This is a genomic window from Staphylococcus equorum (genome assembly GCF_029531845.1).
Lineage (GTDB): Bacteria > Bacillota > Bacilli > Staphylococcales > Staphylococcaceae > Staphylococcus > Staphylococcus equorum_C.
This window is the reverse complement of sequence record NZ_JAMBPV010000004.1, coordinates 147,075-162,026: the sequence shown is the minus strand read 5'-3', so window position 1 is coordinate 162,026 and position 14,952 is coordinate 147,075. Positions and strand designations below refer to the sequence as shown.

Below are 14,952 nucleotides of genomic sequence, written 5' to 3'. Positions count from 1 at the left end.
TATGGCAGTCCAAATATTAGTGAATTTACTTTTATCCGTTTTTTGGTTGTTTGTAACAGGGAGTTATACTTTTAATAACTTTATACTAGGCTACTTATTTGCCCTATTATTAGTATACTTAATGCGTGGTATTTTACCTGGAAGATTTTATATTATTACAGTTTATAAAATAGTTAAACTCTTCTTCGTTTTCATCATAGAATTAATAAAAGCGAATATCGATGTGATACGAATTATTATTAAACCTAAGATGGACAATGAACCAGCATTTTTCACTTATAATACAGATTTGAAAACAGACTGGGAAATTGCGTTATTATCTAATTTAATTACTTTAACACCTGGTACCGTAGTATTGGGTATAAGTGATGATCGTACTGAAATTTATATACATTGTATTGATTTCAGTACTAAAGAAGAGGAAGTGGAAGGTATTAAATCCTCCCTTGAAAAAGTCGTTAGAGAGGTAGGCGAAAAATGATGAACTACAATATAATCTTAATTATCGCATTAGTCATCGTAGCGTTGTCTATGCTAGGTATGCTTGTGCGTGTAATCATAGGCCCTTCTCTAGCTGACCGTGTTGTTGCACTTGATGCAATAGGTATTCAACTTATGGCCATCGTCGCATTATTTAGTGTGTTCTTAGGCACTAAATATATGATGGTCGTCATCCTAATGATTGGTATTTTGGCTTTCTTAGGTACAGCAGTATTCGCGAAATATATGGATAAAGGCAAGGTGATTGAATATGATAACGACGATCGTCATTAGTATCGCACTTATTTTGATTATCCTTGGCTCACTCATTAGCGCACTTGCAGCGATTGGGCTCTTACGTTTAGACGATGTCTATTCAAGAGCACATGCTGCTGGTAAGGCCGCTACATTGGGAGCGATGTTATTAATTAGTGGCGTATTCTTGTTCTTTATTGGACGCGAAGGCTACGCAAGTATGCAGTTGCTTATCGGAATATTATTTATCTTAATAACCGGCCCACTATCAAGCCACCTTATCATTAAAGCTGCATATAATTTAGATACACCAACTTCAAAACGAACAAAACGCAATGATTTAAAAGAGGAATTAAAAGATACAAAGATCTAATCATAGTATAGTTTTTTAGCGTGCCAACAAAGTCTTCAGCTTTGTTGGCACTTTTTTGTGCATGCTTTCCACGGGCACGGCCTCAGCCTATAATTTACGGACAGAGCATTTCCCGAAGGAGTGAAACCAAAATCCTGCCAATGCCAATAAAATGAAATAAATGAAAAAATATTATCTCTAGGTAAGAATTCTGTAAAAACCAAATATTTTTATAAAATTTGCTTTGTCTACATTTTGAAGAGATTGGGACATAAATACATGCCTCACTCTCAATAGTTATTTGGTAGTTGCTGAGTGAATTGAAAATACACTTATATTAAACTTTTAAAGAACTAATACTTCATTTAAGACAATTAGTTCTTATGCAAGAGTTTCAGCTCTGTATTCCATTTCTTGCCATCTTTGCCTGAGTAGGAGAACGAAATCTCAAAAAAAATTAGATTTCTGTCCCGCACCCTTTTCACTTTATATACGGAAAATTACGTAATATTACCAATATGTTTATGGATCATACGCATGAGCTTATTCATCATTTTGATTTAAACCAAAGTCATATACAAAGTTATGCCAACAAAATAGAAAAAGACGACACACAATGGTTCATACAATTAAACAGTAATGAATGGCTACATACAGATAATCTAATTATCGCTTTTGGTTGTAATCATGATACATACACGCCTCAACTATTTGCACAACAACCTGATATATCACATGTATTCGATGATAATGAATCCTTTTATACAGAAGCATCACATGTCGTCGGTAGCGGTATATCAGCTGCCCATTTATGTTTAAGACTATTAAAGGAAAATAATAATACTATTCACCTGTGGACGAATAAAAAAATAGACGTACATGATTTTGATGCAGACCCAGGATGGCTCGGTCCTAAAAACATGAGTTCTTTTAATGCCATTCAATCTCCTGAAAAAAAGTTCGATATTATTAAACGCGAGCGTCATAGGGGATCTATGCCTAAAGAGCTAGAATTAAGGCTTAAAAAATACATCAAGCAAAACAGACTAATTATGCATGTCAATGAGCTCACAGATGTTCAGCACCATCATATTTGTACAGATAATTATTGCTTGTACTATGATCACATTTTATTAGCTACAGGATTCAAGAATTCTATCATGCAGCAACCTATTATTAAGCAACTTACGAATCACTTCCAAGCACCTATAACATCGTGCGGTTTGCCATTAATCTCTTCAACTTTGGAATGGTTACCTAACCTTTTTGTCACAAGTGGTTTAGCAGATTTAGTCCTTGGCCCTTTTGCACGAAATATTATGGGTGGACGAGAAGCAGCACTTCGTATTGCCGAAGCTTATGATGAAATTGAAAATAAAAGTAATAAAAAAAGAGCGATATAAAGTTAATGATTTAACTTTATATCGCTCTTCAATTTATTAACGTTTTAAAGGCTTTATAGCAACTGTACCGCGCATCACACAAATTAATCTATCTGTGTCATCTTTAATTTCTATATTCCACACCTGTGTTGTCTTACCTTCATGGATGATAGATGCTGTTGCGTATATCGTACCCTCTGTAGTAGAGCCAATATGGTTGGCGTTCATCTCTAATCCTAGCGGTACATATTGGTCAGTATCGATTAAATATGCTGCACCCATAGAACAAGCTGTCTCTCCTAATGCTAAACTCGCACCACCATGTAAATAACCAAATGGCTGTTTAACTAGATCGGTTACTGGCATAGACATTACTAACAGACCAGGTGCTTCTTTTTCTATTTTCATGCTTAACGCTTCTAACATATTGGTCATCGCTGTCACTCCATTTTTAACTTCATAGTTTTATAGTACCATAGCAGCAATTGTACCGAAAATAATTAATGGTATATTATAAAACATAAAGTTAGGAATACATGTATCTCTAATGTGGTCATGCTGACCATCAACGTCTAAACCTGCAGTCGGTCCTAGTGTAGAATCACTTGCTGGCGAACCAGAATCACCTAACGCACTCGCTGTACCAATTAAAGCTATAAGGGCCATGGTGCTTAACCCTAATGATTCGCCTAAAGGTACAAATAATGTAGCTATAATAGGTATCGTAGCAAATGATGAACCAATGCCTAACGTGACAACTAATCCAATCAAGTACATTACAATAATACTTACAAGCTTATTATCTCCTATCACACCACTTATATCACTTACTAATTTAGCAATATCACCTGTTTCATTCATCACACCTGCAAACCCATTTGCAGATAAAATAACAACACCAATGAAGGACATAATTTGTATGCCCTCTACAAATTTTTTGTCTAGTTCAGTCCATTTATATGCTCTAGAAATAAAGAATACTAGAACACCTGCTAATGCACCAAATATCATTGAATCCGTAAACAATTGTACAAGGAATGTCGCAATAATTGAAACCACAGTAACTATAAGTATATAAGGTTTAATTTCAGTTTGTGTTGTATCTTTTACTTCATCACGTTGAATATATTTTCTTGGTTTTCTATAATAGTATATACCTGCAATCAAGCCGACTATATACCCTAGTGATGGGATGAGCATCGATTTCCAAATCATACCCATTTCAATTGGGTGGTCTGCTTTTGAAAAACCACTTTGAATAATTTGGTGAAAAATTTGACCAAAACCAAAAGGCATAAGTACATAAGGAAAACATAAACCAAAGCCAATAATAATCGCGATTTGTCTTCTATCGATATTAAGTTCATTAAACAAACTTATTAATGGTGGTATAACAATCGGGATAAATGCAATATGCACAGGAATTAAGTTCTGACTCATTATACTTATCGCTAATAATGCAACAATAATAATAATTTTTACTTTTACTCGTGACATTTTACTGTTTTCAGCATGAATACCATCTATAATTTTATTCACTAAATAATCGGTAATGCCACTGTAAGAAATAAGTGCTGCAAAACCACCTAATAAAGCATAACTAAGTGCTACTTCAGCACCATCTACTATATTTTTACCAAATACGGACACAATTTCAGTGATATTCATTCCTGAAATTAAGCCACCTACAAGCGCACCAATAAATAAACTTATCACTACATTTAATCTACATAAACATAAGACAATCATCAGTACGACTGCTATAACTACTGCGTTTATCACAAAGCACAACTCCTTTACCACGTTATCGAACTAAAGCATCACGAGGTTTATAATATCAATAACCACTTCAATTGTCAATAACATTTATCCAAAGCATTTTCTATTTTTCAGCATACTTTAACTATTTAATAATTCATAAGCTTTTTCCAAATAATTATGGCAAGTTTTTTATTTTATAAATAGAAAAATGGAAAACCCTATAAAATGTTTTATGAGTTTTCCATTATAATAATAACAAAAATATTTAAATTACTTTAACATTTACTTTAATGTGCGCAACCATTGAACAATAGTTGAGATTAAATAGCCTGTGGGCCCTTTTGGTCCTTTATGCGTATTGATATTAGTCGTTGCAGGTCCTGCAATGTCAAAATGTAAATGAGGTGTTTCACCTGCAAAATGATTAATAAATGTAGCGGCAAATAAAGCTTTTCCATGACCATTCGTATGATTCACTAAATCTGCGACTTCACTTTTACGGATTAAAGTTTGTTCTGTAGCAGTCATTGGTAATTCAAAAACATATTCGTCTACTAATTGTGCTTTAGTCAATATAGCCTCAAGTTGCTGTTCTGCGTTATGTATAAACACCGCTGCTTTATCTTCACCTAGTGCAGCTACAGCTGCGCCAGTTAAAGTTGCAAAATCAAGAATGACTTGTGGTTGAAATTGCTTTGCATAAAATACTGCATCACCTAGTACTAAGCGTCCCTCAGCATCCGTATTTAATACTTCAACAGATTCTCCACTTAACGCGGTATAAACATCGTCTGGTTTCATAGCTATTTCATTCACCATGTTTTCAGCGGCTGCAATAACCCCTACAATATTTACTTCAAGTTCTAATTGGCGCGCAACTTCAATCATTGCAATTACATTCGCAGAACCACACATGTCATACTTCATTGTTTGCATGCCTATTTTAGGCTTAATAGAATAGCCACCAGAATCATAAGTGATACCTTTACCCACAAGCGCGATAGGTTCAGCATCTGCCTTTCCTCCATTATATGTAAGGGTGATTACTCTAGGTCCATGCTTCGAACCTTTACCAACAGCATGTATCAATCCAAATCCTTCACGTTGTATCGTGTCGCTATCTTTGATATCGACAGCAACATCTGTATCTGTAAAATGATTTTGAATGCATTCAGCATAATAACCTGGTGTTAATATATTAGGTGGTATATTACTATAATCTCGCGCCAAATTAATCGATGATCCAATAATTAATCCTTGGTTAACAAACGAGTGCACCGCTGAACTTTCTGTATGTATATCTAAATCAAGTTGATAAGGTGGTAATTTATTCGTTTTATAACCATCAAATTGATACGTTGCTTGTTCACTTTGTTGCCCTAAAATTTCTGCAACCGTATCTATTGTGATTACTTGAGATGCAAACGTATCAAATAAAAGCGAAGCTTGAGTAATTCTGTCCTTTTTTAAATATTGGAATAAGTTACCAAATACTTTTAAAAAATCACTATAGTTCGTTGTTTTTAAATTCCCTAAGCCAACTGTAATAAGTTTTAATTTTTTACCATTTAATGAAAACAATGTACTAGAAATCGTTCCAACATTTGTATTAATAATTTGATTACGTTTTAGTTCATCTAATTTTTCGATTATATTTTCATTTTCTACAGTTAATTCACTGATTTGATTCAAGTGTTCTGGCACACCGACCACTAAAGTTTTATTGTTAATGTTAATATTGCTCTTCATTGTTACTTGCATTGCGCATCCCTCTTTTTCAATCAAATTTTAACGTGTTCTTATCTATCAATTATTTTTATTAAAACTAATACTACAATTTATATAATTCGATGTTTTTTTATTTAATAAAAAGACCTATCTATTGCTAGACAGGTCTTTTTAAGTACAGAATCACATAGTGCATGCGCCTGTATTATTTAATTGATATATTAAAATTTACCTTTTTTAAATGCTAAGCCGACACCGCCAAGTTTGTATACTGCACGTGTATCGATAACTTTTTTCATGAATGCTGCTTTTTTACCTTGGATATCTTTACCGTAAACAACACCAACGCCATCATTAGAACCTAATGAACATACTGTACCACGATCAACATATTCAAATTCTTGAGTTGGTTGACCTTCTAAAATATTTTTAATATTTTTAGCAGTTTGTTCACCTTGTTGCATAGCAATTTGTGCAGTTGTTGGTAATGGACGTTCTTCACCAGCTGGGATAAATGCAGAAACATCGCCAATTGCAAAGACATCGTCATAACCTTCTATAGTTAAATCTTGTTTAGTAACGATGCGTCCACGTTTAACACCTTCAAATGATTCTTCCATTAATTGGCTACCACGAACACCAGCAGCCCATACAACTGTATTAGCTTCTAATTGTTGCTCTTCATCGTTAACTTTTACTACGAAACCTTTTTCGTTAGCTGCAACGATTGGAGTACCAATTTTGAATTCTACGCCTTTATCTTCTAAGTAACTCACAGCATGGTTAACTAATTCATCAGAGAACATTGGTAACATTTTTGGAGCAGCTTCGACACAAGTAATTTTAACTTTGCCTTGTTCTACACCATATTTATTACATAATTCAGGGATGCGGTCAGTTAATTCACCTAAGAATTCCACACCAGTAAATCCTGCGCCACCAACAATAATAGCTAAATCTTTGTCATCTTTTTGTTTAGAAGACGCATAGTTAGCAAATTTGTCTTCGATATGACGAGATAATTTACGAGCAGTTAAAACGTTTTCAATTTGGAAAGCATGGTCTTTCATGCCTTTGATACCGAATGTCTCAGTTTCGAAACCTAATGATACAACTAAGATATCGTAATCAAAGATGCCAGCATCAGTTTCTACTTTTTTAGCATTGCGGTCGATTTTTGTAACTTCAGCCTTAACAAAGTTAACTTTGTCTTTGTTTACAACACTTTCAACTGGATATAGTAAATCTTCATAGCTAATCGTACCTGCTGAAGCTTCATGTAACCAAGTAGCTTCATAATGGTAATCATTTTTATTAATTAATGTAACTTCAGCTTCATCTGCTGAAATTTGCTTTTGTAATTTTGTAATAGTTTGTAAACCTGCATAACCCGCGCCTAAAACTAATACTTTTTTACGATCTTGAGCCATTTCATTCACCTAAGCTTTCATAATTTTTTTGTTGCCATAGTCTTTTGCTATACCCTATATTTTAATTAGTAATTCACAAAAAAGACATTTTTTACCCAATACTAATTTTATAGTTTTTATAGCTTATTTTCAAGCGCTAATGCCCATATTGTTTATTATTTCACATAAACTCATAAAAGGCTATAGTTCACCTTGGATATTATGCGAACTATAGCCTTTTAATTTTATAATTAAATTAACAATCTTCTGGCGAACCGGCAACTTTAGCTGTTCTAAATGAACTACCACAACCGCAAGATGCAACTGCGTTTGGATTATCAATTTGGAAACCGCCACCCATGAGTGACTGTTTGAAATCAATTCTAGTACCATCTAATACAGGTTTGTCATATTTTTCTACAAGTATTTTCAAACCATGCACTTCCAAGACTTCATCGTTTTCACCAGGCTCTGCTTCAGCTGACATACCATAAGTAAGGCCTGTACAACCGCCACCATTTATTTTAATTTTTAAATAGCCATCTGCCATATCATTTTGTTGTAACATATCTTTTACTTCATAAGCTGCTGCTTCAGTTATTTCTACTACTGCCATTATAATTACCTCCTAAAAAATCCATGTTTCTTCTATATGTGCGTAAATTTTTTGTAATAAGTCATCTGGCGATTCACCTTCAACGATATCACCATTCACTAGTGCGTACAACCCACTTGAACATAGCCCACAATTTTGTAAACAACCATATTCTAATACGTCTACTTCAGGGTCATTTTCAAGTTGATTATATACATAGTCCCCGCCTTTCGCTAAATTCGAAATGCAGAACTCAATTATTGGATTCATAATACACCCTCTCATAAATTATCAGTTAAACAATTATAACAAATACTGCCCATAGTTGACTACATACTAGCTTATAATAACTACACTTTTGAACAGACATAGCAAACAAAAATAAACAGTTGATTATAGATATATAATAATTCAATTAAACACGTTCATTTATCAAATGGTTCACGTTAATATAAGCTGTTGTTACTTAAATTGATGGGTTAATAAATTCTGTTACAAATTAAATGTAATTACAAATAATAAAGTATCTACTTTATTTGTAGAAGTATTCAAAAAGGCTTATAATATATCTAAGTAAGCTGATTATAGAAAATTGGTATATCGATGCAAGACGAAATATGATTTAACCACATTATATTTAATAACTTACATTGACGAGTTATAGATAAAATACATCTCGTTTTATCTTAATGCTCAATACAATTTTTACTAGAGGGGTATCACAAATGAAAAACTTAGTATTATTAGGTGGCGGCTATGGAAATATGCGTATCATGTCACATATTTTACCATCTGCACTTCCTGAAAATTATTCGGTTACGTTAATTGACCGTATGCCTTACCACTGTTTAAAGCCAGAGTTTTATGAGTTGGCTGCTGGTACTAAATCTGATAAGGACGTTCGTATGAATTTTCCTGATTCTGATCGCATCAACAATGTTTTTGGAGAAATTAATGATATTGATTTAGATGATCAAATTATTTCCGTTGGCAATACGAAAGTAGATTATGATGAATTAGTGATTGGTTTAGGCTGTGAAGATAAGTATCACAGCGTTCCAGGTGCAGAAGAATACACACATAGTATTCAAACGCTATCTAAATCTCGTGAGACATTCCACCATTTAAGCGAATTACCAAATGGTGCCAAAGTAGGTATCGTTGGTGCTGGATTAAGTGGTATCGAATTAGCCAGTGAATTACGTGAAAGTCGTGAAGATTTAAAAATCTACCTCTATGACAGAGGTGAACGTATTCTAAGTCGTTTTCCTGAAAAGTTAAGTCAATATATTGAAAATTGGTTTAAGAAAAATGATGTAACTGTAGTACCAAACTCTGATGTTAATCGTGTAGAACCAGGCCGTATCTATAATAATGATGTACCTGAAGAATTAGATTTAATCGTATGGACAGCAGGTATTCAACCTGTTGAGGTAGTAAGAAACCTTCCAATAGACATTAGTAAAGGGGGCCGTGTTATTTTAAATCAATATCACCAAGTGCCTACATACAAAAACGTCTATGTGGTGGGTGACTGTGCAGAATTACCACATGCGCCAAGTGCACAGCTCGCTGAAGCACAAGGTGATCAAATTGCTGATGTAATGAAATTACAATGGCAAGGCAAAGCACTTCCAGAAAAAATGCCTGAAATTAAAGTTCAAGGTTTCCTAGGCTCACTTGGAGATAAAAAAGGGTTTGCTTATATAATGGATCGAACTGTTACTGGCCGTTTGGCTTCTATTTTAAAATCAGGCGTACTATGGTTATATAAATACCATAATGGTTAAATAGCCTTTTCTTAAATTACATTACGAAAACAAATTTGAACAATAAAGCGCTTAAGACATTATTATTAGATGTCTCAAGCGCTTTTACATTTTAAAACGTAATATTAATTAAAAGACTAAATAGAATTTGCTTAATGTGAATCCATAAATTTCGTTATATCTTTTAATTGTACATATCCATCTGATGCATATTCTTCATTGATAGTGACTAATGGATAGAATAATTCATCTTCTTGAATGCGTTCAATGTACTGTTGGTCATGGTCTGTTAAGTTCTCAGTATCTTTTTCAATATCAATATATGTGAATTCAAACTGAACATCTGGATATTTCCTTTTTAACAATGGTTGTAACCAATCATAAGTATTGCGTGCCGTTGGCGCATTAACACAACTTGCACAAACAATATCTGCACCATAAACGATTACACTAGCTTTATTCATTTTAACATTCCCCTTTTGTATCGATTGATAGATTTTTCCTTACATTTCTATTATAATGAAAAGATAAGTAGAATATGAAATAACTCACTTGAAAGGAGGCATTTCCATGCCAACTGAAAACGTAACAATGTTTGATCAAGTAGCAGAAGTAATTGAAAAACTGCGCCCTTTCTTACTACGTGATGGCGGTGACTGTTCACTCGTTGATGTAGAAGATGGTATTGTTAAACTACAATTACATGGCGCTTGTGGTACATGCCCTAGTTCAACAATTACTTTAAAAGCAGGTATTGAACGTGCTTTGCATGAAGAAGTACCAGGAGTAATCGAAGTAGAACAAGTATTCTAATTGATATATAGATAACATCTAAAGTTTAAGTTTCTTTCGAGTACTTTAATTAACTATTTCACTTTTGCAATACGAATATTTTCAAAGCATAGACAAGCTAAACGAATAATATCGTTTAGCTTTTTTTGTTTTACAAAATTTACAAGTGCTTTAATATAGATGTATTCTTCGTTATAATATCAATTTTCCGATTGATTATACAATATTCCGGACTTTTTTCACCGTATATTTTTAGTGAATGCATCATAAACATAGGATAGGGAATACGAAATCAATATTTGATTTCGTATTCCCTATCTCGTAAACCTGAGACTCATTAATAAATCACTAAATCACTCTTGTAAGTGTTGCTTTATTCTTTCGTTTATATATACCCAGCCTTTCCAACCGATATGCACTGCATCACTTACAACGTATGGTTCATAGTCTTTATCTGACATATCATAAACTTCCCCACCATGTTCTACAATTGTCTGATTTATTTTTTTATAGACGCCTTGTCTTCTGTCTTTATCAATCTCAATATGATCATACCACTTACCATTAGATGGCAAGATAATATATTTAACGTCAGCATCAGCTTCGTTTAGTGTATCTACTAACAACGCTAAATCGTTAAACTCTGGTGAGTTAATATTGAACTCATAATCTCTATTTATTTTACGCTTATGGCTTTTTATTAAATCCCAATATTCATCTCTAATACCAAACTCATTTGATTTCGTTCGTGCTTCACCATAATTTTCTGCCTGCTTTTGAATATCCTTCCATGACTCACCTTCTTGAGTTACAGGTTTAACTTGCGATAGTGGAGAGGAAGTTATCGGAAACATAGCTTTTATTAATTCAATTTTTTTCAATTGATTATCTTTGAAAGATGAAATATAAGTACCAGTAACATTTTCTGGTTGTTGCGCTATTTTTTCCAAATATGGTTTGTTTTCAGCATCTTTAAATTGTAATAATCTTTTAGCAAAACGTTGTTTAAGTTCAGGGCTTAAATTATTTTGTTTAAACAGTTGATTTAACTGTGCTTTAGAAATACGCGCTTTAAAATTTTCAGAGGTCAAACCATTATTAGTAAACCATTGTGGCGATACAATAAAGGCCATTTTTTTACCTTTAAGATTATCATATTGCGAACCAAGTTCTACTGCGTTAACTAAATCTGTTGAACCACCCGTTCCAATTAAAAAGGGCTTTTCAGAAATATTTTTATTATTGTTTAATAATATAGCTGGGTTAAAAGGATCATCTTTCTCGAGTTCACTTGAACCGTAAATTGGATAATATGCATCAGATTCATACATCTTATCTTGAATTAACGTTCCTTTTAACACTTGATCTGATAACGATATACGTTGTGTTTCTAACGTTTTTGAATTGATTAATCCTGTAAACCAATTCACTGGTATAGCTAAGAAAATCCCAAATAATATAAGACTTACGATAATTGGTATAAATGGCTTTAATTTCATCTTAATTCTTCTAAAACCGCTACAATTTTATTTGGTGTTTCCCATTCGTCTCTATCAAAATCCATGATTGAAACCTCAATATCTAATTTGTTTTGTATTTCTAGTAAAAGCCCCACTGTTTGAAATGAATCTATAATACCTTCTTCAAATAACTCAACATCTGGATTTTCTTTAACGATACTATTTTCAGCTACTTCTTCTAATAAATCTAAAACTTGTTCTCTAAATTTCATAAAAATTCCTCCTATTTTTTAAAACAGTTTTCCAGAAAATATCAGAAAACCAAACGTCACAAAATGAAATGTGATAACAACACTTAACATCGTTGTAAATTGATTTTGCCATCGTGCCGGGTGATTTTTTCGCCACTTTTCATAATAACCGTAGCCAATAAAGAGTGTCGCATGATACAAACCATATAAAATATAATGAGTTTCAATGCCATGCCACACCCCCATAATTAAAAAGTTAAGTGAGAACGCAATATTCGACATCATAAATTGACTTTTCAACAATTTTTTCTTGGACATAAAGAATAATGCTCTCATATAAATACAATCTCTAAACCAAAACGACAATGACATATGCCATCTATTCCAAAAATCTTTAATATTTTTAGCTTTAAAAGGTTGCTTAAAATTTTGAGGCGTTTGTATGCCATACAAATAACTAAATGCAATTGCAAACAATGAATAACCTGCAAAATCAAAAAACAAATATAAACTATAGGCATACATATACAACCATTTTGCAGTAAAACTTGTAAAATCTAACATAAGTGGATTGATTGCATACATTTGGATTAAATAAGCAATAATATATTTATACAAAAACCCAAGCATTATAAAATGAATTGCTTTAACTAATAGTTCACGATAACACTCACTATTAGGTATCTTATTATCATCTTTTACAAATCGTTTATAACGATCGATGGGTCCTGATGAAATGGTTGGAAAGAATGAAATGAATTGTATGACTTTCCAGCTCTGTATTTCTTTAATTGAGCCATCACGTATTTCCATCAATAATTGAACACTTTTAAAAGTTACATATGAAATACCTAAAAATCCTATGAACTCTATAACTTTATTTTCATGGATTTTCAGCTGTGCAGTTCCAAACCAAGAACTTTGCATCACTTTCACAATAATTAACGGTAATATAGATAATGAGATTACTATAAAAAATTTACTAAATGTATTATTTTTAGCTCTAGATTTCCAATAATACATAATAATTACAACTTGCCAAATCGTATAAAGTACAAAATTTATAACCTGAACACTTAAATAATCCTGTCCAAATAAATTGTGCTTTTCAGATGAGAAAATAAGTACAATCATTATCGCAGTACTCACACCATTATATATACGACTTCTTTTACCCATAAGACCAAGAATTATGACCGGTATTAATACTACTGTTGCTATGAGAAAAAACGTAAATGTGCCGTATGGAATCATTACATTACATCCTCAGCAATCTTTTTGCGATCTAATTTACCATTTACTGTTAAAGGCAAATTATCTTGGAATATAACTTTCCTTGGTATCATATATTCTGGTATATGCTGTTTTAATTCATATTTGATGCCATGAATTGCTTTTTGTTCATTTTCAACACGGTCAGCTTCATTTACTACGATTACAGCATTTAAATGTATGACTTTATTACCTTTGTATATTGGTACTACTATAGCTTCTTTCACACACGCTATTTGACGTAATTGAAATTCTATTTCTTCTAATTCCATTCGATAACCATTTAATTTGATTTGAAAATCTATACGCCCATTAATAAACCACTGGTTATCTTTTATTTTTGCTTTGTCACCAGTATAATAATATTTTTTATTATTTTTTATTTTAAAAACCTCATCAGAACGAACTTCATCTTTGACGTATCCTTCACTTACACACTTTCCTGAAATCACAAGCTCGCCATTATCTGTCAGTGATAAAGACGTTCCCGGTCTTGGCACACCTACTGGCAAAGGATTATATTGGGCAATTACCGCTTCAGTAATCAATATACTCGTAACAGCTACAGTCGCTTCTGTAGGGCCATATGTGTTGTATATATATGCAGATGGAAAACGCTGTAATAACATTTGGGCTGTTCTATGCGCCAAAATTTCACCACAAAAGAAAAATTCTTTTAAACTCGTGTATGTCGTCTCAGATAAATGGGGCAGCATTAAACACATCTCCATAAAAGAAGGCGTTGAAACCCATATGTTTATTTTTGAGTGCTCAAGCATTTCATTTAATAATTTAGGTTTATTAATCATCGTTTTATCTACTAAATTTAATGTACCTGCGGTTGCGATACATGGATAAACTGCCATCACTGATAAATCAAATGAAAATGGTGCTTGATTTAACCATTGTTGCTTACGACCTAATTTATTAAGACCAATCATCCATTCAGTGAATTGGTTTAAACTTTCATAGCTTATTTGAACTCCTTTGGGCTCACCTGTAGACCCAGATGTGAATATCGTGTAGGCAATATCCTTACCTCGCATTTTAGAATCAAATTGTTTCGTATTTAATGCGCTCATAATCATACTGTGATCTATCACCTCAATTTTCTTTATATTTATATCATCGTCAGTTGTATTGAATATAAATTGCCCATCTATTTTTTCAATAATGGACTGAACACGATCCTTAGGCATAGATGTATCGACTGGAACATAACCACACCCTGCTTTAATACTTGCCAACATGCCGACAATCATAAATGGAGACATATGACCATATAAAATGAGCGGTCGCTTCGAATCTTTAATAATGCCAGCAAGTATATTTGAATATTGGTTTAATTCACGATACGTCAAACTTTCATTATTATGTTGAATTGCTTTATGATCAGGGTGATTTTGGGCATTTTCAATTAGTGAATGTATAATATCTTTCATACTT

17 protein-coding genes are annotated in these 14,952 nt (G+C 32.9%); 6 read left to right on the top strand and 11 right to left on the bottom strand.

Going from position 1 to position 14,952, the window contains the following annotated elements:
- Nucleotide 1 precedes the first annotated feature (1 nt).
- The 4 genes from M4L39_RS07140 to M4L39_RS07125 all read left to right on the top strand — a co-directional run bounded on the left by M4L39_RS07140 (nucleotide 2) and on the right by M4L39_RS07125 (nucleotide 2,490).
- Nucleotides 2–481, top strand: a complete 480-nt coding sequence (locus M4L39_RS07140) for a Na+/H+ antiporter subunit E (RefSeq protein ID WP_277581419.1) — start codon at nucleotides 2–4, stop codon at nucleotides 479–481.
- Nucleotides 481–774 (top strand): Na(+)/H(+) antiporter subunit F1, encoded by a 294-nt coding sequence (locus tag M4L39_RS07135; protein ID WP_069818052.1) that lies wholly within the window; start codon nucleotides 481–483, stop codon nucleotides 772–774. Before M4L39_RS07140 ends, M4L39_RS07135 begins: the two co-directional genes overlap by 1 nt.
- Nucleotides 752–1,108: a Na+/H+ antiporter subunit G1 gene (locus M4L39_RS07130; RefSeq protein WP_277581418.1), complete on the top strand. Its 357-nt coding sequence runs from the start codon at nucleotides 752–754 to the stop codon at nucleotides 1,106–1,108. Before M4L39_RS07135 ends, M4L39_RS07130 begins: the two co-directional genes overlap by 23 nt.
- Before the next feature lie 503 nt (nucleotides 1,109–1,611).
- Nucleotides 1,612–2,490 carry a pyridine nucleotide-disulfide oxidoreductase gene (locus M4L39_RS07125; protein WP_277581417.1) on the top strand — a complete coding sequence of 293 codons (879 nt, stop codon included), beginning with the start codon at nucleotides 1,612–1,614 and terminating at the stop codon, nucleotides 2,488–2,490.
- A gap of 36 nt (nucleotides 2,491–2,526) precedes the next feature.
- Here M4L39_RS07125 and M4L39_RS07120 read toward each other — a convergent pair whose 3' ends face one another.
- The 6 genes from M4L39_RS07120 to M4L39_RS07095 all read right to left on the bottom strand — a co-directional run bounded on the left by M4L39_RS07120 (nucleotide 2,527) and on the right by M4L39_RS07095 (nucleotide 8,232).
- Nucleotides 2,527–2,904: a hotdog fold thioesterase gene (locus M4L39_RS07120; RefSeq protein ID WP_277581416.1), complete on the bottom strand. Its 378-nt coding sequence runs from the start codon at nucleotides 2,902–2,904 to the stop codon at nucleotides 2,527–2,529.
- A 30-nt stretch (nucleotides 2,905–2,934) separates the two neighbouring features.
- Nucleotides 2,935–4,251, bottom strand: coding sequence for a Na+/H+ antiporter family protein (locus M4L39_RS07115; RefSeq protein ID WP_277581415.1), 1,317 nt, complete (start codon nucleotides 4,249–4,251; stop codon nucleotides 2,935–2,937).
- A 261-nt stretch (nucleotides 4,252–4,512) separates the two neighbouring features.
- A complete protein-coding gene (locus M4L39_RS07110) occupies nucleotides 4,513–5,991 on the bottom strand; it encodes a M17 family metallopeptidase (protein WP_277581414.1) in 1,479 nt (492 codons plus the stop codon).
- A gap of 188 nt (nucleotides 5,992–6,179) precedes the next feature.
- Entirely contained in the window at nucleotides 6,180–7,388 is a 1,209-nt protein-coding gene (locus M4L39_RS07105) for an NAD(P)/FAD-dependent oxidoreductase (protein ID WP_277581413.1), read from the bottom strand.
- Nucleotides 7,389–7,623: 235 nt separating this feature from the next.
- On the bottom strand, nucleotides 7,624–7,983 hold the full coding sequence (locus tag M4L39_RS07100) for a HesB/IscA family protein (RefSeq protein WP_277581412.1): 360 nt from the start codon (nucleotides 7,981–7,983) through the stop codon (nucleotides 7,624–7,626).
- Between the two features lie 12 nt (nucleotides 7,984–7,995).
- Nucleotides 7,996–8,232 carry a YuzB family protein gene (locus tag M4L39_RS07095; RefSeq protein ID WP_002512218.1) on the bottom strand — a complete coding sequence of 79 codons (237 nt, stop codon included), beginning with the start codon at nucleotides 8,230–8,232 and terminating at the stop codon, nucleotides 7,996–7,998.
- Between the two features lie 455 nt (nucleotides 8,233–8,687).
- On the opposite strand from M4L39_RS07095, the gene M4L39_RS07090 reads away from it, so the two are divergent.
- A complete protein-coding gene (locus M4L39_RS07090) occupies nucleotides 8,688–9,752 on the top strand; it encodes an NAD(P)/FAD-dependent oxidoreductase (RefSeq protein WP_277581411.1) in 1,065 nt (354 codons plus the stop codon).
- A 131-nt stretch (nucleotides 9,753–9,883) separates the two neighbouring features.
- On the opposite strand, the gene M4L39_RS07085 is transcribed toward M4L39_RS07090, so the two are convergent.
- A complete protein-coding gene (locus M4L39_RS07085) occupies nucleotides 9,884–10,195 on the bottom strand; it encodes a YuzD family protein (protein ID WP_277581410.1) in 312 nt (103 codons plus the stop codon).
- A gap of 106 nt (nucleotides 10,196–10,301) precedes the next feature.
- Between M4L39_RS07085 and M4L39_RS07080 the strand changes: the two genes are divergently transcribed.
- Nucleotides 10,302–10,544: a NifU family protein gene (locus M4L39_RS07080; RefSeq protein WP_002483816.1), complete on the top strand. Its 243-nt coding sequence runs from the start codon at nucleotides 10,302–10,304 to the stop codon at nucleotides 10,542–10,544.
- 332 nt (nucleotides 10,545–10,876) lie between these two features.
- Here M4L39_RS07080 and dltD read toward each other — a convergent pair whose 3' ends face one another.
- The 4 genes from dltD to dltA are packed head-to-tail and all read right to left on the bottom strand — an operon-like array spanning nucleotide 10,877 to nucleotide 14,948.
- Nucleotides 10,877–12,022 (bottom strand): D-alanyl-lipoteichoic acid biosynthesis protein DltD, encoded by a 1,146-nt coding sequence (dltD, locus tag M4L39_RS07075; protein ID WP_277581409.1) that lies wholly within the window; start codon nucleotides 12,020–12,022, stop codon nucleotides 10,877–10,879.
- Nucleotides 12,019–12,255 carry a D-alanine--poly(phosphoribitol) ligase subunit 2 gene (dltC, locus tag M4L39_RS07070; RefSeq protein WP_277581408.1) on the bottom strand — a complete coding sequence of 79 codons (237 nt, stop codon included), beginning with the start codon at nucleotides 12,253–12,255 and terminating at the stop codon, nucleotides 12,019–12,021. Before dltC ends, dltD begins: the two co-directional genes overlap by 4 nt.
- An 18-nt stretch (nucleotides 12,256–12,273) precedes the next feature.
- Complete coding sequence (gene dltB / locus M4L39_RS07065; RefSeq protein ID WP_277581407.1) at nucleotides 12,274–13,488, bottom strand: D-alanyl-lipoteichoic acid biosynthesis protein DltB; 1,215 nt, start codon at nucleotides 13,486–13,488, stop codon at nucleotides 12,274–12,276.
- Complete coding sequence (dltA, locus tag M4L39_RS07060; protein WP_277581406.1) at nucleotides 13,488–14,948, bottom strand: D-alanine--poly(phosphoribitol) ligase subunit DltA; 1,461 nt, start codon at nucleotides 14,946–14,948, stop codon at nucleotides 13,488–13,490. The genes dltB and dltA overlap by 1 nt, the downstream gene beginning before the upstream one ends.
- Nucleotides 14,949–14,952: the final 4 nt, after the last annotated feature.

What these genes read in the sequence shown, in the direction of transcription:
- M4L39_RS07130 (WP_277581418.1), top strand. Translation starts at nt 752, where the DNA reads ATGATAACGACGATCGTCATTAGTATCGCACTTATTTTGATTATCCTT.
- M4L39_RS07095 (WP_002512218.1), bottom strand. Translation starts at nt 8,232, where the DNA reads ATGAATCCAATAATTGAGTTCTGCATTTCGAATTTAGCGAAAGGCGGG.
- M4L39_RS07125 (WP_277581417.1), top strand. Translation starts at nt 1,612, where the DNA reads ATGGATCATACGCATGAGCTTATTCATCATTTTGATTTAAACCAAAGT.
- M4L39_RS07080 (WP_002483816.1), top strand. Translation starts at nt 10,302, where the DNA reads ATGCCAACTGAAAACGTAACAATGTTTGATCAAGTAGCAGAAGTAATT.
- dltB (WP_277581407.1), bottom strand. Translation starts at nt 13,488, where the DNA reads ATGATTCCATACGGCACATTTACGTTTTTTCTCATAGCAACAGTAGTA.
- M4L39_RS07110 (WP_277581414.1), bottom strand. Translation starts at nt 5,991, where the DNA reads ATGCAAGTAACAATGAAGAGCAATATTAACATTAACAATAAAACTTTA.
- M4L39_RS07140 (WP_277581419.1), top strand. Translation starts at nt 2, where the DNA reads ATGGCAGTCCAAATATTAGTGAATTTACTTTTATCCGTTTTTTGGTTG.
- dltA (WP_277581406.1), bottom strand. Translation starts at nt 14,948, where the DNA reads ATGAAAGATATTATACATTCACTAATTGAAAATGCCCAAAATCACCCT.
- dltC (WP_277581408.1), bottom strand. Translation starts at nt 12,255, where the DNA reads ATGAAATTTAGAGAACAAGTTTTAGATTTATTAGAAGAAGTAGCTGAA.
- M4L39_RS07100 (WP_277581412.1), bottom strand. Translation starts at nt 7,983, where the DNA reads ATGGCAGTAGTAGAAATAACTGAAGCAGCAGCTTATGAAGTAAAAGAT.
- M4L39_RS07090 (WP_277581411.1), top strand. Translation starts at nt 8,688, where the DNA reads ATGAAAAACTTAGTATTATTAGGTGGCGGCTATGGAAATATGCGTATC.
- M4L39_RS07105 (WP_277581413.1), bottom strand. Translation starts at nt 7,388, where the DNA reads ATGGCTCAAGATCGTAAAAAAGTATTAGTTTTAGGCGCGGGTTATGCA.
- M4L39_RS07135 (WP_069818052.1), top strand. Translation starts at nt 481, where the DNA reads ATGAACTACAATATAATCTTAATTATCGCATTAGTCATCGTAGCGTTG.
- M4L39_RS07120 (WP_277581416.1), bottom strand. Translation starts at nt 2,904, where the DNA reads ATGACCAATATGTTAGAAGCGTTAAGCATGAAAATAGAAAAAGAAGCA.
- dltD (WP_277581409.1), bottom strand. Translation starts at nt 12,022, where the DNA reads ATGAAATTAAAGCCATTTATACCAATTATCGTAAGTCTTATATTATTT.
- M4L39_RS07085 (WP_277581410.1), bottom strand. Translation starts at nt 10,195, where the DNA reads ATGAATAAAGCTAGTGTAATCGTTTATGGTGCAGATATTGTTTGTGCA.